Here is a 19,703-nt window from a genome sequence, read left to right as displayed (position 1 = left end):
AGCCCCGCGAGAAGCCAAAAGGGATCAACTTTTTTGGCAGGCGGCAGCTGTGCCCACCTTCCCGCCTCCACCGCGGACGGGGTCCGTCGCGACCGCCTATGGCGCCACGTGGGTCCCGGCCGCCTCCACCCGGACCCAGTAGCGCGTGCGGTAGCGCAGTTGCACCGGCCGGGTGGCCAGCAGCATGTCGAGCGCGCGGTCGGTGTCGGCGACATCGTTGAGCGGGTAGGTGCCGCTCACGCGCAGGTCGGCCACCGCCGGGTCGCAGACCAGCCAGCCCGGGCGGTAACGGTCCAGTTCGCTCACGAAGTCGGCCAGCCGCATATCGTGCGCGACCAGCACGCCGCGCACCCAGGCCTCCTGGGTCGGATCGGCGGCGGTGGACGGGTGGACGGTGAGCGCGTCGAAGCTCGATTGCTGTCCGGCCTGCAATGTGAGGGCCTGGGCCTGCCCGGCGCGGGGGGTGACCTCGGTGGCGCCTTCGAACACGGCCACACGGGACGGCGCGTCGGCACGCTGGCGCACGGTGAAGCGCGTGCCCAGGGCACGCACGCGGCCATGCCTGGTTTCAACAATGAAGGGGCGCGCCGCCCAAAGGGATCCGGCGACGTGGGCCGTCTCGACATGGATCTCGCCCTCGTGCAAGCGCACGAGACGTGCGCTCTCGCTGTACACCACATCGACAGCACTGCCAGCGTTGAGCCACAACTCGGTGCCATCGGCCAGACTCAGGCGGCGGCGCTCGGCGGTGCCCGTGCGGACGTTGGCACCCAGAACCGCCCACCGGGTACGGCCGGCCTCGCCACCGAGTTGCCAGGCGGCTGTACCCGCCGCGCCGCCCACCAACAGCAACAGCGCCAACTGCCGCACGGCGCGACGCCGCCCGGCGCCATCGGCCCGCGCGGCCTGCGCCAGTGCCACGCTGGCGGGCGTGCCTGCCAGCGGTTGCAGCCGCTCGCCCATGGCCTGCACACGCTGCCAGGCCCACTCGTGCTCGGGGCGGTCCGAGCGCCAGGCGGCCAGACGCGCGAGCAATTGGCCACGCTCGGCTTCGCCGAGGTCGTCGGCCTGCAGTTCCACCAGCCATTCGGCGGCCCGCATGCGAACCCCCTGCGGAATGTCGCACACCCCGTTCATGACACGCCCTGCCATGCGCAGCAAGGTGACCGAGATGGCCGCAGAAGCCGCCGGGCAGCGCTCACGCGCCATCTCCCGCTGCGAAGCACACACGCACCACGGCGCGGGCGATATGGCGCTTGACGGTGGGCACAGACAGCCCCAGCTCGGCGGCGATCTCGGCCTGCTTCATGCCGTCGACCTGCGACAGCAGAAAAGCCTGCCGCACGGGCAACGGCAGCCCGGCCAGCAAGCGATCGATCTCGACCAGCGTCTCGAACAGGATGGCGCGATGCTCGGGCGACTCGGCCACGGACGCCGGCATCACGGCCAGCGTGTCAAGCCAAGCCTGCTCCAAACAGCGACGCCGGTAAAGGTTGGCGGCCAGCCCCTGGGCAATGGTGGCCAACAGCGCGCGCGGCGCACGGATGTCACCAAGGGCCTGGGGCTCGCGCTGGATCAGGCGCACATAAGTGTCCTGCGTGAGGTCGGCCGCATCGAACACATTGCCCAGCCGACGCTGCAGCCACCCCTGCAACCACCGGTGGTGATCGCGGTAGAGCGTTTGCAGGGTCGGGCTGGAAGGCGCGATGGCGGATGAGACGGAAGGGGCGGTCATGGCGGCGCCCTGGGCGTTGAATGTCAGTATGAGAATGAGGATCGTTCCCATTCATTATGACAAAAACACCGCGCACCGAAGGTGCACCAGCCCGGACCCGCTACTTGCCGACGAGCTGGTTGAGCTTTTCGGCCTCGAAACACTCCTTGCGCGCCGCCTCGTCGGGCACGCAGTCGCCGGTCTTCACGCATTCCGACAGGCGCTCCACGGCCTGCCACAGCAGTGCGATCTGGTGCTCCTGGCCGGCCGCGCTGGTGATCAGGCTGCGCATGGCCTGCTGCAACGGGTCGTCTTCCTGCGTCACGCCGTAGGCGCTGAACTTGGGCTTTTCTTCGGTGGTGACGTCGGCGCTTTCACCCTGCTTGCTCGGGATGATGCGCGCCGGGATGCCCACCGCCGTGGCGCCGGCCGGCACCGGCTTGATGACCACCGCGTTGCTGCCGATCTTGGCGCCGTCACCCACGGTGAACCCGCCCAGCACCTTGGCACCGGCGCTGACCACCACGTCCTTGCCCAGCGTGGGATGGCGTTTGGTGCCCTTGTAGAGCGAGGTGCCGCCCAGGGTCACTCCCTGGTAGATGGTGCAGCCGTCGCCGATTTCGGCCGTCTCGCCCACCACCACGCCCATGGCATGGTCGAAGAACACGCGGTTGCCCACTTTGGCACCCGGGTGAATTTCGATGCCGGTCAGCCAGCGACCCAGGTGCGAGATGAAACGCCCCAGCCACTTGAGGCCATGGTTCCAGCACCAGTGCGCCGGGCGGTGCAGCCAGACGGCGTGCAGTCCCGGGTAACAGGTGATGACCTCCCAGGTGCTGCGCGCGGCGGGGTCGCGCTCAAGGATGCACTGGATGTCGGAACGGAGGCGGGCAAACATGGAGCCATCAGATTCAAGGGGGCGCCCAGTCTAGCGTGTTTCACCGCCGCGCCGCCCCTAGGTGAAACAAGCCCCCTCGGGGGGCAGCGACCCGCGCCAGCGGCGGAGCATGGGGATCAGCGCTTCGCCTGCTGGGCGGTCTTGAGCATGGCCTTGGCCACCCCGCGGAGAATGTGGATTTCCTCGGGCGTCGGCACGGCCCGGTTGAACAGCTGGTTCAGGCGCGGCATCAGCTTCTTGGGCGCCGCGGGGTCGAGGAAGTCCACCGCCACCAGCGCCTCTTCCAGATGCGCCAGCATGCCGGCCACGGCGGCGGCATCGGCCGCCGGGCGCACAGGAGCCGCGGGTGTGGGCGCGGCAAAGCCCCCCAGGGCCTGGCGCCATTCGTAGGCAATGAGCTGGACCGCCGCCGCCAGATTGAGCGAGCCAAAGTCCGGAGCCGTGGGAATGGACAGGCACACGTGGCAGCGGTAGACGTCTTCGTTCTTCATGCCGAAACGCTCGGAACCAAACAGAAAGGCGACCCCGGAAGGGGGCGCAACCTCGGCCTCCGCTCCGGACAGCGACGGCAGCAGTTGCGCGAAGTGGGCGCGCGGCGCGCGCGTGGGGGGGCCGAAGTCGCGCGGGGTCATGGCCGTGGCGCAAAGGTGGCTCACGCCGTCAAGCGCCTCGTCCAGCGTGTCCACGATGCGGGCCTTGTCCAGCACGTCGTTGGCACCGCTGGCGCGCTGCACGGTTTCCTCGCGGTGCAGCACATTGGGCCAGCGGGGCGCCACCAGCACGAGCTCGTCGAAACCCATGACTTTCAGGGCGCGCGCCGCACCGCCCACATTGCCGGCGTGGCTGGTTTCGATCAGGACAAAACGGGTCAGCATCAGGGCACCTCGAACCGACCTGCCCCACGGACAGGCCGGAGCCGGTAAAATCTGGCTATTGTCGCTGCCCCGCATCGCCGGGAGCCGCTTTCCGCTCTTGCCCCTGCCCTCGGCCCGCTGCGGCCCTGTCAAGGAACACAATTCATGTCGTCCAGCCTCCACCCCATGCTGAATGTGGCCGTCAAGGCCGCCCGCGCCGCCGGCACCATCATCAACCGCGCGTCGCTCGATGTCGAAACGGTGCGCGTTTCGGTCAAGCAGACCAACGATTTCGTCACCGAAGTCGACCACGCGGCCGAAGCCGCCATCATCGAAACCCTGTTGACCGCCTATCCCAACCACGGGATCTGGGCCGAGGAATCCGGACGACGCGAAGGCAAGGGCCGCGAAAAGAACCACGTCTGGATCATCGATCCGCTGGACGGCACCACCAACTTCATCCACGGTTTCCCGGTCTACTGCGTGAGCATCGCGCTCATGGTGGACGGCCGGATCGAGCAGGCCGTGATCTACGACCCGACCCGCAACGACCTGTTCTGCGCCACACGGGGCCGGGGCGCCTACCTGAACGAGCGCCGCATCCGCGTCGCCAAGCGCACTTCGTTGCGCGAATGCCTGCTGTCCACGGGGTTCCCGTTCCGCCCTGGTGACTCCTTCCAGACCTACCTGCAGATGTTCGCCGACGTGATGCCGCGTTGCGCCGGCATCCGCCGCCCCGGCTCGGCCGCGCTGGACCTGGCCTACGTGGCCGCAGGCTTCTCCGACGGTTTCTTTGAAATGGGCCTGTCGCCCTGGGACGTGGCCGCGGGCGCGCTGATCGTGACCGAGGCCGGCGGTCTGGTGGGCAACTTCACCGGGGAGTCCGACTTCCTCGAACAGAAGGAATGCCTGGCCGCCAACCCGCGCATTTACGGCCAGTTGGTGAACATGATCGGCAAGTACAGCAAGTTCGCCAGCGCCGGCGACAAGGCGGCGGTGCGCCAGGCCACGCCATCCGCCGACACCCCGGCAGAGGCGGCCGAGCCGGCAACCCCGGCAGACACGGACGGCGACGCGGGCGAACGCCCTGACGCCCCCTTCTGACGCCCCTCAACCCTCGGCGGCACCCGGTAACCGGGCGGCCGCCGAGGGTGCCAGCGGCAGCGTCCACCAGAAGGTGGCGCCCTGCTCCGGCACCGACTCGGCCCAGATGCGGCCCCCATGGCGCTCGATGATGCGGGCCACGATCGCCAGCCCCACGCCCGTACCGGGCACTTCCGAACCGGCGTGCAGGCGCTGGAACAGCCCGAACAGCCGGTTGGCGCGCTTCATGTCGAAGCCCATGCCGTTATCGCGCAGGTACAGCGCCTGCCGCTCCGGATCGAACCCGATCTCCAGCCGCGGCTCCGCACGGTGGCGCGAGTATTTGAGGGCGTTGTCCGTCAGGTTGAGCAGCACCTGGCGCAACAGGGTGGCGTCGCCCATCACACGCGGCAAGGCCCCAATGTGGATGTGCGCATTCGGCACGCCCGGCGCCAGGGCGTCCACCACCAGCTGGGCCAGGGTGCCCATGTCCACCGGCATGGGCTGCAGGTCGACACGCACCACCCGCAGCAGCTCCAGCATGTCGGTGATCATCTGCCCCATGTAGCGCGCCGAGCGCTCGATGCGGCCGAACATGTCGCGCGCCAGCGGGCTGAGGTGGGCACCGTCTTCCTCCTGGATCAGCGCCGCAAAGCCGTTGACCGAGCGCAGCGGCGCCCGCAGATCGTGCGCAATGGAATAGGAGATCGCCTCCATGTCCTTCATCGAGCGCTCCAGCTCGGCCGTGCGCTCGGCGACGCGCCGCTCCAGATTGGCGTTGAGCGCCCGCACCTGCTCCTGCGCCACCACGCGGTCGTGGATGTCGAGCAGCGTGCCCGACATGTACAGCGCCTTGCCACTGTCGTCGCGCCGGTGCACACGCCCCCGGTCGTTGATCCAGAGCCAGTGCCCGGCCTTGTGGCGCATGCGGATGTCGCATTCGTAATAAGGCAGTTCCCCGTTCAGGTGCCACTGCAGGATGCGGGCCGAACGCTCCAGATCCTGCGGATGGACCAGGTTGCGCCAGGTATCGACCGTGGTGGGCTGCAGCTCCTCCACCCGGTAGCCCAGCATCTCCGCCCAGCGCTCGTTGATGACCAGCCCGCCCGTCTCCATGTTGACCTCCCAGATGCCGGGGCGGGTGGCTTCCAGCACCCATTGCAGGCGCTGCTGCTCCTGCCGCAAGGCCTGCTGCGTCTGCACGTAGGGCGAGACATCGGTGTAGGTGCGCACCAGGCCCCCTTCGGGCAGTTGCCGGGTGACGATCTCCAGCGTGCGCCCGTCGCGCGTCTGGCGCAGGTAGTGCTCGGGTATTTCGGCGCCAGCGGCCTGGCCCACATAAGGTCTCAGGAACGGATCCAGCAGCGACAGGTCGGGACCGAAATCCCCGCGCTCGGTCTGGAAGCGGACCACGTCGGCGTGGGCTGGCTGGCCGGCCAGGAAGGTCTCGGGCAGGTCCAGGAGATCCAGCGCGCGCCGGTTGTAGAAGCGCACAAGCCCCCCGGCATCGATCATCATGAGTCCCTGGCTCATGCTGTCGAAAGTCACCTGCAAGGCGGCGGTTTTTTCCGACAGCAGGGCGCTGGTGGCCTGGAACTGCAGACGGGCCCGCCTGCGTTCGGCATGGCCGCGCCAGGCGAGCACCAGTTGGCGCAGGGCTCCGATCAGCGGCTGCAGGTAGTCGACGTCGGCCTGCGTGTAGCCGCCCACCCGGTTGGCCAGACCGATCATGGCCACCAGCCGGCCCTGGGCTTCGACAGGGATCCCCATGAAGGCTTGCAGCGGCGCGTGCCCGGTCGGCAACCCGCCGGCGCGGGCATCGTGAACCGGATCATTGGCGATGACCACATCCCGCGTCGTCAGCGCATGGCCAAAAAGAGTCTGCAGGTTGCGGAACTCCATGCCCGCATCCAGCTGGTTGTCGTGCATCTGGCGCGAGGTTTCGTCCCACGCGATGTCGGTGATGGCGTGCACCTTGATGAACGGTTTGTCCTGCAGATCGAACTGCACCTCGCCAACAAAGCCGAACGCGCTGTCGGTCACGTCCAGCAGCGCCTCCAGCAGGCGGGTGAAGGCCTGTCGCTTGTCGTCCGCCTCGATGAAGGCTGCCTGGGCCTGCTGCACAGCTTCGAGAATGCGGTGCTGGCGGGCCAGTGCCTGGGTGGCCATCTGCTCGCGGTCGATTTCGGTCAGGTACACCAGCAGCAGCGGATCGGCGCCCTCGATCACGCGCATGTGAAGCCGCACGGTGAACGGCTTGCCCTCGGTCACCGCCAGACAGACATGCTCGAATTCAACGGAGCCGTCCCACAACACCCGCTGACGCTCGGCTTCGGAAGGCCAGTGTCCGAGTTCGACCGTGGTCTTGCCCACGGCCTGCCCGCGCGAGACGCCGGTCAGTTGCTCCCAGGCGCGGTTGACGGCCAGGATCCGGCCATCGGCCTTTCGGCTCAGGCTGGCGGCCAGCGGGGCCGCCATGAACAGCGTCTCGAACAGCCCGGCGTCCAGCGCCCCCTCGCCGACACCGTCTCCGGACAGGGACGGCGAAGCCAGTGAAGCCGGTGAGGTCGAAGATGCCATGCGCGGGGCCCCATTCAGAAGACGTGGCGTTCCCGGAACCGGATGGTCCCAGGCGCCGGGAAGCGGGCCGTCAAACACGACCGAACTGCTACAGTATCCGGTTATTTTCGACCCACCCTGACCGACCTTGAACGCCCCGCTGGACAAACACACCCCCATGATGCATAGGTCTGTTCTCCTATGAAGAAACATGCTTGAAGTGCAAAAACTACACTAAAAACCACACTACAGCAGCCTCGTGGTATTCATCATTTTTCGTCCAAGAAGGACACCAAGCCACTCGTGATCAAAACCTACGAGTCCTGCAGAGTCTTTTGAGCACTCAGCTCCTGCGACTTTCAGCACGATTCAGGGATGCCTGAACCCGCGCTCCCTCGCTTCCATCGCATCACTCGGTCCACTGAGCTTCCGCCGCCCAACCATCTAATCCGCTTCTTTCCCATCGCCGGCTCGGCTGTGGAGAATCTGATCGAACAGACCCGACAGAGGGCGGTGCAGATACTCCACGCAAGGGAAGACCGCCTATTGGTCATTGTCGGCCCCTGCTCTATCCACGATCCGGTCGCTGCTCTTGACTATGCCCGCCGGCTGGTTGAGCAAAGAAACAGACTCTCCGAGCACCTGGAGATCGTGATGCGGGTCTACTTCGAAAAGCCCCGGACCACCGTGGGCTGGAAGGGCCTGATCAACGACCCTCACCTTGACGGGAGCTTTTGCATCGACGAAGGCCTGCGCATGGCCCGTCACCTGCTGATCGACATCAACCGTCTGGGCCTGCCAGCCGCCAGCGAGTTCCTGGACGTGATCACTCCACAGTACGTCGGGGACCTGATCTCTTGGGGTGCCATCGGTGCCCGGACCACCGAGAGCCAGGTGCACCGCGAACTTGCCAGTGGTTTGCCCGTCCCTATCGGCTTCAAGAACGGCACCGATGGCAACCTCAGGGTGGCGATCGACGCAATCCAGGCCGCCTCCACGTCCCACAACTGCCTTGCAGTCCACAAGAACGGTCATGCCTGCATCGTTCGTACCGCCGGCAATCCTGATTGCCATCTCATCCTGCGCGGTGGCAAGACACCAAACTACGACGCGGCCAGCAACGCCGCTGCAGCCGCGGAGCTGGAGAGGTCCAGCTTGCCAGCCCGGCTCATGGTGGATTGCAGCCACGGCAACAGCAGCAAGCAGCACGAGCGCCAATTGGTGGTCGCTGCTGACATCGCTAATCAGATCAAGACAGGCAATCGTCACATCTTCGGCGTGATGCTGGAAAGCAATCTGGTGGCAGGCGCCCAGAAGTTCACCCCAGGCCAGGACCGAATCGAGCAGCTTCGCTACGGGCAGAGCATCACAGACGCATGCCTTGACTGGGACAGCACCGTACATGCCCTACAAGTCCTCGCGGATGCAGTAGCTGCAAGCCGGCTTCCTGAACCAGCCGCTGCCTGAATCATCCCCGATCCCTCGCACAACACCATCGTCTCAACAGGGCATCGATGAGCCCACCTCTTGCAAGGATTTCCGCATGCCCCTCGAATGGTGTACCTCTCCCGTGGCCGAAGACCTGACCTGCAACAAGGATCGCATCCTGGGCGGCGCGTGCATGGGCACAGACTTGCCTGCCCTCCTGCCAGTTTGGCCCATCCAGGCTATCAGCACCCGCGTACTTGGAAACGGTCCCCAAATCCAGCAGGATGTCTTCGCCATCATCTCCGATGACCCTATCACCAAGGACATCACCGAGGATATCCACTGGCACAGGGCAGGCCCAGTGCTCTACGGTGTGCTGGAGATCGACGACAGCCAAGGAACAGCGGACACCGGCCGAACGCCGCTGCAGGATGCTACCCGGGACGCATACGACCGCATTTTCCGCTTCCTGGCCGATCAGGGCACGCCACACCTCTGGAAGCTGTGGACCTACATGTCCGACATCAACGTCGAAACACACGGGCTGGAGCGGTACCGACAGTTCAACATCGGCCGTGCCGAAGCATTTGTGGCCCACAAGCAGGTGGTGGAGGGTAATGTGCCCGCGGCATGCGTGCTAGGCACCGATGGCGGGCCGCTGACCATCGCATTCCTGGCCAGTTCGCTGCCTGTAATCCCCATCGAGAACCCGAGGCAGGTAAGTGCCTTCCACTATCCCGAGCAGTACGGCCCTCGCAAGCCCCTTTTCGCCCGGGCGGCAATTGCCAGACTCGATGGGCGCTCCAACCTCTTCATCTCGGGCACCGCCAGCATCGTGGGCCACGAAACCGTACACATCGGCGACGTTCGGGCACAAACCTACGAATGCCTGAACAACATCGAGGCACTGCTGCAGGAGGCCAAGCGCATCGAGGGCGCGAATTTCGGATTTGGCGACCTGGCATACCGCGTGTACGTGCGCAACTCCGAGGACGTGTCGGTGGTGAAAGAAGTGATCCAGGAGCGAATCGGATCCTCCCATGCGGTGTACCTCCGAGCCGATGTCTGTCGCTCCGACCTGCTGGTCGAAGTCGAGGCGCACAGCACCTAAGGAATCAGATCTGAACTCCAGATCGCCTCACGGCAGCGCCATGACGCTTGAGCAGTTTTTGAATGTATGCATTCGGATCAGCAATTCGATCTGGGTGCGAAACCACATCGTCTCCTGCTCCGGCTACCTCGTCTTGGAACTGGCCGATGTTACTGGCGAGGGCTTTAAAAAGGTAGATCAGGTGCTTCGTGCCATGGGCTTTGATTTCCGCGAAGAACTACATCGAAGCGGCATTCCATGCCGGACATATGCCATTGAGCGCAGCTACCGCTCGTGTTCCTACTTGCACCGATCAATGCGCAGAGCAGACTGAACTGAAACGGCCCATACAGGCCGACAAAGGTTTCTTCATGTGCACATACTCATCCTTCATTTCTGAATCGTTCAATTCCTTCTGGATACTTTCCATCTGCATGCTGATGTTGGCCGGACTGGGCATGCAGCGAAGACAGTGGGAAAAGGCGTCAAGGCTCTTCGACGCAGGTGTTCAGCATGAAGCTGAAGAATGCGTCCCAGAGGTTGGCGAGATGATCCGTGTGGAGCGCTGGTTATCCGACCGCACAGCAGTGATTCGGTACTGTGGACGGCCGTGGCGAGCCCGATTGCGCGACGGGTCATCGTCTGAGCCTGGGATGTTTCGTGTCACTCAAGTGAGTGGCAACAACTTGACCCTCGTAAAGGCCTGACGAGCTTCCTCGTCCAGGTCCTGTCGATATCTGCCCAGTTTCGATCCGCTTTCAGATTTGACTCGTGCCTGCGCCATCTGAAGATGGATTTGTCAGATCAATCCGAGCGGAAAACGAGCCCGAGCGCTTAGGGCATCCGAATTCCATCCACATCACTGAAGCGGCGTGCATCGCAATGCCCCGCAAAGGACTTCTCATGCTCAATCGTCGTCAACTCATGGCCATTGCCGCACTTGCCCTGGCTGTGCCCACCGTGACCCAGGCACAAAACCCGAGCGACATCGTCGTTGCCCAGATCGGCCCCTTCACCGGTCTGCCCGCCCCTGACGCGCTGTGGCTGAATGAAGGGATGAACGCGGCCTTCAATGAGATCAATGCAGCAGGCGGTATCGGCAACCGCAAGGTACGCCTGCTCAAGTTCGACGATGGCTACACCTACGAAGGATTCAAGGAGAGGATGCAGGAGGCGATGGCCAGCAATCCGGTGGCATTGCTGGCTCCAGTGGGCTCGGCCACGATCAAGGGTGTTCTGGACAATGCGCTGCTCGATCGCTCCAACATCATGATCCTCAACGCGGTGCCCGGTGCCAGCGTCCTGCGATCACCCGGCCATCCCCGCCTCTTTCACATCCGGGCCGGCGATGATCAGCAGGTCAAGAAGGTCATCGACCACGGCTACGCCATGACGACGGCCTCCATGGGCGTGCTCTTTCAGGACATCCCCATCGGATCCTCTGGTCTGGAGTCAGCCAAGGCTGCGGTACTTGCCGGTGGCGGGAAGATGGACCTGGTCGAAATCCAGTCCTCTCTCGATTCCGACACCCTGAAAGCTGCTGCCAAGAAGATGGCATCCGTCAGCCCCCAAGCCGCGCTGGTGATCGGCAATCCCAAGTTCATGGCCGAAGGCGTCACGGCGCTGCGGAAAGCGGGCATGCGCCAACCCATCTTCGCACTGTCCTACCTGCCGGCGACGGTGCTGTTCAAGCAAGCCGCGGAGCATGCCAGAGGCGTTGGCATCGTCCAGACATTCCCCAGCCCTCAAGGGGTCTCCACGCCCATCCAGCGGAACTTCCGAATGGCGATGAAAAAGAGCTTCCCGGAGATGGACTCGTACTCGCCCTTCCACATCGAAGGCTACATCACCGCCAGGGTGTTCATCGAAGCGGCCAGCCGTGCCAAGTCCATCAGTTCTTCCGACATCGCATCCGCGCTGCGCCAGGCCGGCGAGATCGACCTGGGCGGTTACCGGGTGAACTTCTCCAAGGGCAACGAGGGCAGCAAGTGGGTGGACATCGGCGTCGTTTCGCATGACGGACGACTGCGCTACTGAAATGTCTCCGCTTTCGATGTTGATGTTGGTGGATTCCTGACTACCCTGAACCCATGAAACACCTTTGTCCCCCGACGAAAACAGCGCAGATGCGCGCGGAGGAACTGGCTGATTTTCGCGGCCAGCCGATGAAGCAGCGTGCCCCGTACTCTCGTGCCCTCAAGCATTCGGCCCGGCAAGCAAGCAAGCTTGACGACGCGAAGCAGATTGCAGAGTGGGATCTCGATCGGAAGGAGCAAGGCCATGACTCGACCGTCGAGTAATTCCTTTGTCGTCCTGGCGTTCGGGCCGCAGCCGATCGAATCCCTGGGCAAAGCCAGCAAGCTATGCGGACCCAATGCGGTCATGGACTCGGACCTTGCCCGAGTGGCCGGTGCAGTGTTCGCCGTGGGCAGCGTATCGGCCCTCAAGACGTTGAGTGCCAGACTCTCGGCTGGCGCTGAGCGGGTTTCACATGTCGGCGCTGGCCTGTCGGCTGCAGCTCTGGAATGGCTTGCCAACGGTGAGCGCGACAACAGCAGCAACACCATTTTCACCGTACTGCTCAATGTGGTGGCCATCGACCGGGAAATCATGAGCCATCCGCTGGACTTCGGCGACTGGCGGCGCTGCCAGCTCCTGATCGAATCGGTTCCCGAGATTCAATCGCGTTTCCACACGATGGGTTCGCAGTCCATTCAATGGAACCGTCTCGTGCGGGACTGGCCTCTGATTCTCTCGGAGGCCAACGCGGAGCGCCCCGATTGGCGAACCGGAGGCATGTACCCGGAAATCGCCCGTGAGATCATCGAAATGTGCGTTCGGAGCTGAAGATGGCCTGCTACGTGGATGACATGCGGGCACCATATGGGCGGATGGTGATGTGCCACATGCTGGCAGACACCGACGAAGAGCTGCACGCCATGGCCGATCGTATTGGCGTGGCAAGGCGCTGGTGGCAGGGACCAGACAAGTCCAGTGGCTCCCACTACGACATCTGCCTGTCCATGCGGGCCAAGGCGGTTGAAGCCGGCGCGATCGAAATCACCCTGCTCCAGGCGTCCTACATGAACCTGCGCAGGAAGGTCACTGGCGAACTCGGAAGTCCGAAAGACGTACTGGCCTGGCGAGATGCGTTCCGCGAGAAAACCAAAAGAACGGCCATCTCAAGTTGAACACACTCCCCGCAATCAACCAGTATTGATCGCCCGAATTTGGGCGGTGCTGACTTGAACATCATGTCCATTGAACTTGCTGCCGCAGAAAACCTGTCCTATGAGCGCCTTCAGTCTGGCGTCTACCGAGTTCATCTTGGGGACGTGGGCTATATCGGTGTGGTCACGGGAGGAAATGGCGTCTGGAGTGCTGAGCCACCACGCGGATACTCCGGCCCCTACGCATCCCGCAAGGAAGCAGGTGAAAAACTACTCTCGATTCACTTGGCCAAGAACAAGGCTAGCATCTAGATCTTTGGCATCTGAACTGGCGCCTGTGGATGAAGCGTCGTGCCACTACTGGACAATCAAGAAATGCTGCAGGCGCAGATTCTGGGAAAAGCCCCAATCACTGCCCATGGCGCCATCTATGCCGGCATCGTCTCCACGGGGACCCCGCCTGACGTCGTGCGTTTCATGGCCCACCTGGGCTACAGACTGGCACGCGCAGGCTACACGCTTCGATCCGGAGCCACACATGCCTACAAAGAAACATTTCTGGCTGGATGCACCCGCGCAGGGGGCGCCGTGGAGATCTGGCTCCCCTGGGCCGGTTTTGCAGGGCATCAGGGACATGCATTTCTCCCCGAGTTGTGTCACATCGAGATTGCTGCCCAAGTCCATTCGGGCATGCTCGGCCCAAGCAAAGGTGCGGGCAGGCTCGTCGCGATGGTGGCGGGGCCGAATCTGGAGAAGCACGCAGAGTTCCTTGTCTGCTGGACGCCCGATGGATGTGAGAGCAGCAAGGACAAAACACATGAGACAGGCACCACATTCACCGCGATTGCGGCAGCGGAAATGTTCAAGGTTCCCGTGTTCAATCTGCAGCAAGCAGATACCGTCAAGCGCCTTGCGGCCTTCTTGAACACGGCACGGTCAGCCAGGTTGCAGTCATCTACTTCGTGATGCGACGGCGAGGCTATGTATACGCTGATACGTCGAAGGCCCAGTGGGGAGCTGTCATCGCGGCTTTCTTCCTGGCCTTGATGACCACTCCATTTGAGGATTCGGTCGCAGCTCTGTATCCCTGGGCCGCGGGTTTGATGGTGGTCGTTGCTGCTGTTGTCTTGTCCCGTCTTCGCAAGAACGAGCGTATCATGTTCATCGCGCTTCTGGCCGCAGCGATGTTCCTCTTCTCCGCCCACCACCAGTGGCAAATGACACCTCTGGCTGGCGCCTGACCACAGCTCGATTCCAACGTACTTCAGGCTCTGGGCTCCCTCGCCAAGCTCCCGGTCCTTCTCCCTTTGGGCGTCTTGCAACGCCCGTCCACCATGGCCCCCAGAGTGGTGGTCTCACCCTGGCATCATGCATGCGACACCAGGTTGAGAGATAGCTGTCGGCTTTGCCCTGCGTTTTTGATTTGACTGGCCCTCGGTGGGGACTATCCTGACCTCATGAACACGAAGGATGCCACCAAAATCATTAACGTCACCACGCAATCGCTCAATGCGTTTGCCGACGCCCTTTTCAACGGCGTGGAGGGCGAAATGGACTGCTGGCTCGAAGTGAATTCGGATGCGGAATTCAGGTGGCACGTCAATGCCCTCATCCGGGATCAGGCTCTCGTGAATCGGGTGCCCGCGGGCGCCGATCATCAGGCAGCGTTGACGCAATCGTTCGAGGCGGCGCTACGGAGTGACGAGGAAACGCGAAGTTGGCTGGAGTCACACTTGGACGAGGACGACGTTCGCAAGGCCGTATTCGCCTTTGCGCTGGCAACCAACTCGAAATGGTGCAGCAAAGCTCTTCAACCTGGTGAGGTCGCCATCGAGGATATCGCTCAGACCTCGGCCCATATCAAGGCCGGGCGTATGCGCCAACTCGATGACGATGATTTCCCCCCGATGCACGAGCATTGGCAGGTTGAGGTACTGGCGAACAATGAAAAGTTGGTCAGCATTGGCCGAGACTGGGTGTGCGGCCTTCGTGACCTATCCGAGATGGATGAGAACACCATCGTTGGTGCCGCCAGGCATCTTCTGAGCTTCATGGGCTGCGGGCTTCCTGCTGCTGTGCCCTCTTCCCCCGTACTGGAGCAAAAGCCCAGGGCCTGGGCATGGCCCGGAGAAAGTGGCCTGGTGTTCACCGAAGACGCCGAGAAAGCACAGGCAGCACGACTGATGGATCTGGATGTGTTCGAGCTATATCGTCCGGCCATTACAGATTCAGACATTCCGTTCTGACGAAGTTCGGCATGAACAGAATCGTTCATCCGATGTATCCACATTGCGGTGGGCGCAGCCCTCAAACCGACCCCATTGAGAAGGCAATGCGGCAGGGCGTGAGCTGGGGCAAGCGTCGCGCTCGCATCGAAATTGCGCTGGTGCTCGCTGTGGTGATGGCTCATTTCTTCGCCATCAAGTTCTTCCTCTTCTCCTGAATCCACACTTTGAAATTGCCCGAGATGGAATCGAATCGACATGAGCTTGCATTGGACTTGACTGATCAGGGCAACATTGTTCATGTCCTGGAAGATCTCGGGTACTTTCAAACAGCAAAGCAATACTTCAATCGAAACCGTCAGGACAGCGTACGGGTCTTCATCGACATGGACGGTGTGACCGTGGACTTCGACGGATACATGGCGAAAAATGGTCTTGGCCCAGACGAGGTCAAGAAGATGCCGGGCGCCTACCGTGTCATGGAGCCCATCGATGGCGCTCTTGAAGCGATCCGCGAACTCATCGCCTTGGGCTTTGAAGTCTGGATGGCAACGAAACCACCTACGGGCATTGCTCACGCCTATTCGGACAAGGCCGCCTGGGTGTTCGAGCACATTCCCGAACTGTCGCAGCGCATCATCATCACGCACGACAAAGGCCTGTTGGGCAGCGAAATCGACTTCCTGCTGGATGACCGCCCGCACAAGGCCAACTGCCTGCAGTTCCCTGGCACGCTGCTTCAGGTTGAACCAGGCAACGCCCTGCCTGCAGTGCTGCCCTTCTTCAAGCGCCTATCCGAAGCACTCAAGAGCTAGCAAGCCTACCGACAACGACAACATCGCATCCTCATGAGCAACGAGTCCACCCCGACCACCGCAAGCGCCCTTGGCATCCTGATTCGCGACATTGAACATGCCTGCCAGGGCACAGCCACCTGGTACGTCATGAACGCCGACGAGTCGGGCTACTGCATGTCGTTCGACCACCACTCACACAGCAATCCGGCCGCGGCCTGTGAGAAATGGATGTCCGAGCAGAACCCCACATGGATCGCAGCCAACGGCTATCACGTGGTACAGGAAAGATCGCTATCTCGGATCGAGCGACTGGCACGGGATGCGGCCAGCGCCCTGCGAGATGCAGAGCGCAAACTCAACGAGCTGTTCATTGGTAGCCGGGCTATCAAAAATGCGGCACTGCGCACCCGGGGGATGGTTGATGGCCGGCGTCAACCCGATGCCTACGGTCTGGCCAACGCAGTACAGGCCTACAGCAACCGCATGATGGAAGTCATCCGTGGGGACATCGCCGCTGACGTCGCGCCCTTCTCCGGTACGGAAGTGCAAAGCCGTGCAGCAGGGTTCATCAAACCCGACAACGACCATTCGGTCTACTTCTACGAGCAGGACTATTACGTCCTGTCCAACTTCAGCGCCTTTACGCTGATGTGGAAGGGGCGTCGATTCGACACCAGCGAGGCGGCCTACCACTGGGAGAAGTTCCCCCATCTTCCGCATGTACAGGAGTCAATCCTGGCCGCGCCCAGCGCCCATGACGCATTCAAGATCGCCGAGGGGCATGGGCACGTCAAGCGCTCAAACTGGGATGAGCTGAAGGTCGGCATCATGCGCGAAATCCTTCGACAGAAGGTTCTCCAGCACACGTATGTGCGGCGCAAGCTGCTGTCCACAGGTGGTCGCACCCTTGTCGAGGACTCCTGGCGCGATGGCTTCTGGGGCTGGGGCGAAGACGGCCTTGGCCTGAACATGCTGGGACGTCTGTGGATGGAGATCCGCGCAGAACTGCACAGTGCCGGCGTGACGGCTGAATCCACCATGGAGGTGGTGGCCGTTGCAATGGGGTTGACGTTCACGAACGATGTATCGCCCGTTCAATTGCCAACCAATGGTGCCTCCAAGAAGACTTCGAGCATGAAGCACAAGGCGGGCGACTGGGTGTGTGACGGATCTCGAATTGCCAGGGTCAAGGAGGTCTACGAACCCGATGGCATTTCATTGGAGGGCAGCCTGGACCTGGTGCTGTACGCACGTGACGGAAATCGCATCGGCCGCGAATCCGAGGCACTTGATGGCCCGAAAGGGTATGAGCCGATGTGTTCTGCGACAGCCTGGCGCCGCATCGAGAAGCCGGCGTTCCCCCTTTCCAAGTTCGACTTCCTGAAGAACCAGGTGATCTTCATCGACTGAGATGAGCGTGAGATCGGCGAGACACCCTACAGGCTATGTAGCTCAGTGCCAATGCGGCTCCATCGTGGGCGCAATGGACATGCACCGGACGCAGCCAGCAGAGGCTGTTGCCAACATCCGTGATTGGATCCGAAGAGGACTGAACATGCAGCCCGTGTTCGGTCCGGCATGGTCTGTCCGATTGGATGCATGCCTCTGTGAAAGATCGCTTGTTGGCGATCCCCAGACAGACACCATGCGCCTGGAAAAGCTCATGCGCGCCCTTCCCGGTTCAGCCATCCGGAATGCCCTAGGAGAAATGCGCGATACAGGTGACCTGGAAGAGTTTCGAAAGCTCATCGACATGCGGCTGTAGGGCCGGGTCTTGCGACAGTTGAAGGACAGGTAGTCGGGTGCAAACTGGGGGCAACCCTTTTCAGATTAAAAACACCGACATGACCACCGTTTTCGAAGAAGCCCAGGCCGGCAGCAGACCCGTAGGGTTCATCCGCGAAGATGCACTTCGCGAGATGCACTCAAAGACCTACGTGGCGGGGATGGGCATGGGTGTCTACAAGGAGCCGGACGAGGGGTGTGTTGCCGTCTACTTGTGGCCCGCAACAGTCTCACCCACGGATCTGCTGGAAGCGATCGCCAAGTCCTGGGACGGATGCATGTACAAGGCAGTCGGCGATGACATCGACATCGGTGCGGCGATCCGTGCGCAAGCGCGACGGCTGCTGGCGGGTGCCTCGAACTGAGCGGGCAGTATGAGTCCGAACGGTATCTACGCCACGCGAAGTTCCCGGGCCTGGAATACGCTTTCCGATGAGCATTTCGATGCCGCGAACACAGGAGGCAACTACAGTGCTCAGCTCTTCTTCATCGGAGGCGGATGCCTGGATGCGCCCGAGCAGATCCCCGCGGGAAGTATGCAGTCCATTGGAGGCCGTCCGGATACCGCTTTCACGGCGCAACGAATCATCTCCCGTGGCGAAATGGAGCTTGGCACAGAAGAGATGAAGCGCAGAGCAATTCTGGCCGAGAAGCTGATATCCGAGTTGCTGGCCGAACTGAAGGACGAACATGACCCAAGAAACAGCTAACCGAGTCATCACCGCATTTGCCGAGTACCTTGGCCTTCCGTACTCGCACGTCAAGCTCCAAGACAGGATTGCCGACCTGCCCGCCGACTCCCTCGATCTCGTGGAGATCATCATGGAACTGGAAGAGGTGTACCAGATCGAGATCACGGACGAGGATGCACAGGCATGCAAAAGCGTGGGCGACATCGTTCAGATGATCGAGCGCAAAAGGTCAGTCCTCGGATGAGCAAGAACTTCGACTTCCTCTCGAAGATGCTTCGGGACAACGCCGGCAAGATGGAAACCATCAAGCCGCATGATGTAGTCGTGGTCTACCGGTGCCCCGAGTGTGGCGATGACCACGATAGCGAGGACGATGCTATCGAGTGCTGCGTATCGCAGGCAACTGCACCAGCGCAGTGTCCCATCTGCCTGGATTCATGCGAATCCTACGAGGACGCGGTGAGCTGCTGTCTTCCAACATACCCTTTCACCCACGCCCAGCGGGAGGAAATCCTTCAGGATCTTCTTTCCGGCGAAGCCTGGAAGGAATCGATCGAGAAGCGCATGCCCGAGAGTTGACGGGTTCGCCTTGTCCTCTAGAATGGGGACATCGAGAGCGGTTCTATTTTGGCTTCGAGGTTGAAGCTCGCAACAACATTGCAGGAACCGCCATGAACATCATCAACTCCCCCACCCGCGAACTGCTGGCCCTGCCTGATATCGGCTCTGCCGGTGTGCAGCACAGCATCGTCTTCGAAGCTCTCCCCCTTGGTGTCCAGGCCGCGATCCACGAGGCGGCCACCGAAGAGCACAAGACAGCCATCGCCGCGGCAGCCGGTGACAAGCTGCCAATGATCGCCGAGATGTACGAGCACTTCATCTCGGCACCGGCCCGACGCAAGACAGAAGGTCAGGCATTCCCGTCCCTGGAATCGCTCGACAGCTTTCCCCTCCCCGGCGTGCTCAAGGAGTCCGATCGCGCATGGCTGCGGCCTGGCCAGCGCATCGCCAGGATCGAAGGTCAAGGTGAACTCGGGCGTGAGGATGGCCACTGGACCCTCACCATCTTGTATGCGGACGGTGTGCGCTGCACTACTGACCCCGTGGCCACTCTCGATGAGTTCTTTGCTCTGAGGGAACACGTTGAACAAGCATCCGGCATCCTGGGCTTGGTCGACAAGAGCGAAGTCTGAGCACACAAATGAAAACCCCGGCCAGCCGAAGCTGCCGGGGATTTTTTGCGATCCGTACCGGGGTCTCAGAAGTTGCGACCCAGATGCAGTTTCATCGTAAGCGTCGCCTCAGCACCCTCTTGACGAGGAGGACGGGAGGTATTCAGACGTCCACGACGTGGCGCAGCAGGGCGAAGCCGACGCGCCAATGGGTGCCGTCGCCGGGGTCGATGGTG

The 19,703-nt window shown here is 62.3% G+C and carries 24 protein-coding genes; 19 read left to right on the top strand and 5 right to left on the bottom strand.

The features are described 5' to 3' along the window. Positions 1-96 precede the first annotated feature (96 nt). The 4 genes from L0977_RS15065 to L0977_RS15050 form a co-directional block, all read right to left on the bottom strand. Positions 97-1,209, bottom strand: coding sequence for a FecR domain-containing protein (locus L0977_RS15065; RefSeq protein WP_234265678.1), 1,113 nt, complete (start codon positions 1,207-1,209; stop codon positions 97-99). Further along, positions 1,199-1,735, bottom strand: a complete 537-nt coding sequence (locus L0977_RS15060) for a sigma-70 family RNA polymerase sigma factor (protein ID WP_234265677.1) — start codon at positions 1,733-1,735, stop codon at positions 1,199-1,201. Before L0977_RS15060 ends, L0977_RS15065 begins: the two co-directional genes overlap by 11 nt. A 100-nt stretch (positions 1,736-1,835) precedes the next feature. Continuing rightward, the gene (cysE, locus tag L0977_RS15055; RefSeq protein WP_234265676.1) at positions 1,836-2,612 is read right to left on the bottom strand and encodes a serine O-acetyltransferase; all 777 of its coding nucleotides are present in this window, start codon (positions 2,610-2,612) and stop codon (positions 1,836-1,838) included. 116 nt (positions 2,613-2,728) lie between these two features. Further along, positions 2,729-3,487, bottom strand: coding sequence for an RNA methyltransferase (locus tag L0977_RS15050; RefSeq protein ID WP_234265675.1), 759 nt, complete (start codon positions 3,485-3,487; stop codon positions 2,729-2,731). A gap of 144 nt (positions 3,488-3,631) precedes the next feature. Here L0977_RS15050 and L0977_RS15045 point away from each other — a divergent pair, with 144 nt between their 5' ends. After that, on the top strand, positions 3,632-4,570 hold the full coding sequence (locus L0977_RS15045; protein WP_234265674.1) for an inositol monophosphatase family protein: 939 nt from the start codon (positions 3,632-3,634) through the stop codon (positions 4,568-4,570). A gap of 6 nt (positions 4,571-4,576) precedes the next feature. Here the strand turns inward: L0977_RS15045 and L0977_RS15040 are convergent, their stop codons facing one another. After that, positions 4,577-7,129 (bottom strand): PAS-domain containing protein, encoded by a 2,553-nt coding sequence (locus L0977_RS15040; RefSeq protein WP_234265673.1) that lies wholly within the window; start codon positions 7,127-7,129, stop codon positions 4,577-4,579. Between the two features lie 354 nt (positions 7,130-7,483). Here L0977_RS15040 and L0977_RS15035 point away from each other — a divergent pair, with 354 nt between their 5' ends. The 18 genes from L0977_RS15035 to L0977_RS14950 all read left to right on the top strand — a co-directional run bounded on the left by L0977_RS15035 (position 7,484) and on the right by L0977_RS14950 (position 19,488). Next, positions 7,484-8,575, top strand: a complete 1,092-nt coding sequence (locus L0977_RS15035) for a 3-deoxy-7-phosphoheptulonate synthase (RefSeq protein WP_234265672.1) — start codon at positions 7,484-7,486, stop codon at positions 8,573-8,575. A gap of 76 nt (positions 8,576-8,651) precedes the next feature. Continuing rightward, on the top strand, positions 8,652-9,647 hold the full coding sequence (locus L0977_RS15030) for a chorismate transformation enzyme, FkbO/Hyg5 family (protein WP_234265671.1): 996 nt from the start codon (positions 8,652-8,654) through the stop codon (positions 9,645-9,647). Between the two features lie 40 nt (positions 9,648-9,687). Next, positions 9,688-9,960: a hypothetical protein gene (locus L0977_RS15025; protein ID WP_234265670.1), complete on the top strand. Its 273-nt coding sequence runs from the start codon at positions 9,688-9,690 to the stop codon at positions 9,958-9,960. A gap of 569 nt (positions 9,961-10,529) precedes the next feature. Continuing rightward, on the top strand, positions 10,530-11,663 hold the full coding sequence (locus L0977_RS15020; RefSeq protein WP_234265669.1) for an ABC transporter substrate-binding protein: 1,134 nt from the start codon (positions 10,530-10,532) through the stop codon (positions 11,661-11,663). A gap of 243 nt (positions 11,664-11,906) precedes the next feature. Next, on the top strand, positions 11,907-12,473 hold the full coding sequence (locus L0977_RS15015) for a hypothetical protein (protein ID WP_234265668.1): 567 nt from the start codon (positions 11,907-11,909) through the stop codon (positions 12,471-12,473). Between the two features lie 2 nt (positions 12,474-12,475). Beyond that, positions 12,476-12,817: a DUF4031 domain-containing protein gene (locus L0977_RS15010; protein ID WP_234265667.1), complete on the top strand. Its 342-nt coding sequence runs from the start codon at positions 12,476-12,478 to the stop codon at positions 12,815-12,817. A 54-nt stretch (positions 12,818-12,871) separates the two neighbouring features. Then, entirely contained in the window at positions 12,872-13,108 is a 237-nt protein-coding gene (locus L0977_RS15005; protein WP_234265666.1) for a hypothetical protein, read from the top strand. A 39-nt stretch (positions 13,109-13,147) separates the two neighbouring features. Next, complete coding sequence (locus tag L0977_RS15000) at positions 13,148-13,762, top strand: hypothetical protein (protein ID WP_234265665.1); 615 nt, start codon at positions 13,148-13,150, stop codon at positions 13,760-13,762. Then, entirely contained in the window at positions 13,759-14,037 is a 279-nt protein-coding gene (locus L0977_RS14995) for a hypothetical protein (RefSeq protein ID WP_234265664.1), read from the top strand. The genes L0977_RS15000 and L0977_RS14995 overlap by 4 nt, the downstream gene beginning before the upstream one ends. 216 nt (positions 14,038-14,253) lie before the next feature. Beyond that, entirely contained in the window at positions 14,254-15,042 is a 789-nt protein-coding gene (locus tag L0977_RS14990; RefSeq protein WP_234265663.1) for a hypothetical protein, read from the top strand. Between the two features lie 11 nt (positions 15,043-15,053). Then, on the top strand, positions 15,054-15,239 hold the full coding sequence (locus L0977_RS14985; protein ID WP_234265662.1) for a hypothetical protein: 186 nt from the start codon (positions 15,054-15,056) through the stop codon (positions 15,237-15,239). A 24-nt stretch (positions 15,240-15,263) separates the two neighbouring features. After that, positions 15,264-15,836 (top strand): 5' nucleotidase, NT5C type, encoded by a 573-nt coding sequence (locus L0977_RS14980; RefSeq protein WP_234265661.1) that lies wholly within the window; start codon positions 15,264-15,266, stop codon positions 15,834-15,836. 33 nt (positions 15,837-15,869) lie between these two features. Continuing rightward, positions 15,870-17,228 carry an NADAR family protein gene (locus L0977_RS14975; protein ID WP_234265660.1) on the top strand — a complete coding sequence of 453 codons (1,359 nt, stop codon included), beginning with the start codon at positions 15,870-15,872 and terminating at the stop codon, positions 17,226-17,228. 434 nt (positions 17,229-17,662) lie between these two features. After that, complete coding sequence (locus L0977_RS14970; protein WP_234265659.1) at positions 17,663-17,968, top strand: hypothetical protein; 306 nt, start codon at positions 17,663-17,665, stop codon at positions 17,966-17,968. A 9-nt stretch (positions 17,969-17,977) separates the two neighbouring features. Next, positions 17,978-18,313 carry a hypothetical protein gene (locus L0977_RS14965; protein WP_234265658.1) on the top strand — a complete coding sequence of 112 codons (336 nt, stop codon included), beginning with the start codon at positions 17,978-17,980 and terminating at the stop codon, positions 18,311-18,313. Next, positions 18,294-18,539, top strand: coding sequence for an acyl carrier protein (locus tag L0977_RS14960; protein ID WP_234265657.1), 246 nt, complete (start codon positions 18,294-18,296; stop codon positions 18,537-18,539). Before L0977_RS14965 ends, L0977_RS14960 begins: the two co-directional genes overlap by 20 nt. Beyond that, positions 18,536-18,874 (top strand): hypothetical protein, encoded by a 339-nt coding sequence (locus L0977_RS14955; RefSeq protein WP_234265656.1) that lies wholly within the window; start codon positions 18,536-18,538, stop codon positions 18,872-18,874. The genes L0977_RS14960 and L0977_RS14955 overlap by 4 nt, the downstream gene beginning before the upstream one ends. A 92-nt stretch (positions 18,875-18,966) precedes the next feature. Continuing rightward, positions 18,967-19,488, top strand: a complete 522-nt coding sequence (locus L0977_RS14950) for a hypothetical protein (protein WP_234265655.1) — start codon at positions 18,967-18,969, stop codon at positions 19,486-19,488. The last annotated feature ends 215 nt before the right edge of the window (positions 19,489-19,703 follow it).

Origin of the sequence: Hydrogenophaga sp. NFH-34 (assembly GCF_021401345.1) — a bacterium.
Lineage (GTDB): Bacteria > Pseudomonadota > Gammaproteobacteria > Burkholderiales > Burkholderiaceae_C > Hydrogenophaga > Hydrogenophaga electricum.
Note: the sequence above shows the minus strand (reverse complement) of the source record. Positions and strands in the feature narration are given on the sequence as shown.

Bases quoted from the DNA above. Each gene is read 5' to 3' on its own strand.
- cysE (WP_234265676.1), bottom strand. From the start codon at position 2,612: ATGTTTGCCCGCCTCCGTTCCGACATCCAGTGCATCCTTGAGCGCGAC.
- L0977_RS14990 (WP_234265663.1), top strand. From the start codon at position 14,254: ATGAACACGAAGGATGCCACCAAAATCATTAACGTCACCACGCAATCG.
- L0977_RS15025 (WP_234265670.1), top strand. From the start codon at position 9,688: ATGACGCTTGAGCAGTTTTTGAATGTATGCATTCGGATCAGCAATTCG.
- L0977_RS15040 (WP_234265673.1), bottom strand. From the start codon at position 7,129: ATGGCATCTTCGACCTCACCGGCTTCACTGGCTTCGCCGTCCCTGTCC.
- L0977_RS15060 (WP_234265677.1), bottom strand. From the start codon at position 1,735: ATGACCGCCCCTTCCGTCTCATCCGCCATCGCGCCTTCCAGCCCGACC.
- L0977_RS14975 (WP_234265660.1), top strand. From the start codon at position 15,870: ATGAGCAACGAGTCCACCCCGACCACCGCAAGCGCCCTTGGCATCCTG.
- L0977_RS15045 (WP_234265674.1), top strand. From the start codon at position 3,632: ATGTCGTCCAGCCTCCACCCCATGCTGAATGTGGCCGTCAAGGCCGCC.
- L0977_RS14970 (WP_234265659.1), top strand. From the start codon at position 17,663: ATGACCACCGTTTTCGAAGAAGCCCAGGCCGGCAGCAGACCCGTAGGG.
- L0977_RS14955 (WP_234265656.1), top strand. From the start codon at position 18,536: ATGAGCAAGAACTTCGACTTCCTCTCGAAGATGCTTCGGGACAACGCC.
- L0977_RS14965 (WP_234265658.1), top strand. From the start codon at position 17,978: ATGAGTCCGAACGGTATCTACGCCACGCGAAGTTCCCGGGCCTGGAAT.
- L0977_RS15050 (WP_234265675.1), bottom strand. From the start codon at position 3,487: ATGCTGACCCGTTTTGTCCTGATCGAAACCAGCCACGCCGGCAATGTG.
- L0977_RS15065 (WP_234265678.1), bottom strand. From the start codon at position 1,209: ATGGCGCGTGAGCGCTGCCCGGCGGCTTCTGCGGCCATCTCGGTCACC.
- L0977_RS14985 (WP_234265662.1), top strand. From the start codon at position 15,054: ATGAACAGAATCGTTCATCCGATGTATCCACATTGCGGTGGGCGCAGC.
- L0977_RS15035 (WP_234265672.1), top strand. From the start codon at position 7,484: ATGCCTGAACCCGCGCTCCCTCGCTTCCATCGCATCACTCGGTCCACT.
- L0977_RS15020 (WP_234265669.1), top strand. From the start codon at position 10,530: ATGCTCAATCGTCGTCAACTCATGGCCATTGCCGCACTTGCCCTGGCT.
- L0977_RS14950 (WP_234265655.1), top strand. From the start codon at position 18,967: ATGAACATCATCAACTCCCCCACCCGCGAACTGCTGGCCCTGCCTGAT.
- L0977_RS15015 (WP_234265668.1), top strand. From the start codon at position 11,907: ATGACTCGACCGTCGAGTAATTCCTTTGTCGTCCTGGCGTTCGGGCCG.
- L0977_RS15030 (WP_234265671.1), top strand. From the start codon at position 8,652: ATGCCCCTCGAATGGTGTACCTCTCCCGTGGCCGAAGACCTGACCTGC.
- L0977_RS15010 (WP_234265667.1), top strand. From the start codon at position 12,476: ATGGCCTGCTACGTGGATGACATGCGGGCACCATATGGGCGGATGGTG.
- L0977_RS14980 (WP_234265661.1), top strand. From the start codon at position 15,264: ATGGAATCGAATCGACATGAGCTTGCATTGGACTTGACTGATCAGGGC.
- L0977_RS14960 (WP_234265657.1), top strand. From the start codon at position 18,294: ATGACCCAAGAAACAGCTAACCGAGTCATCACCGCATTTGCCGAGTAC.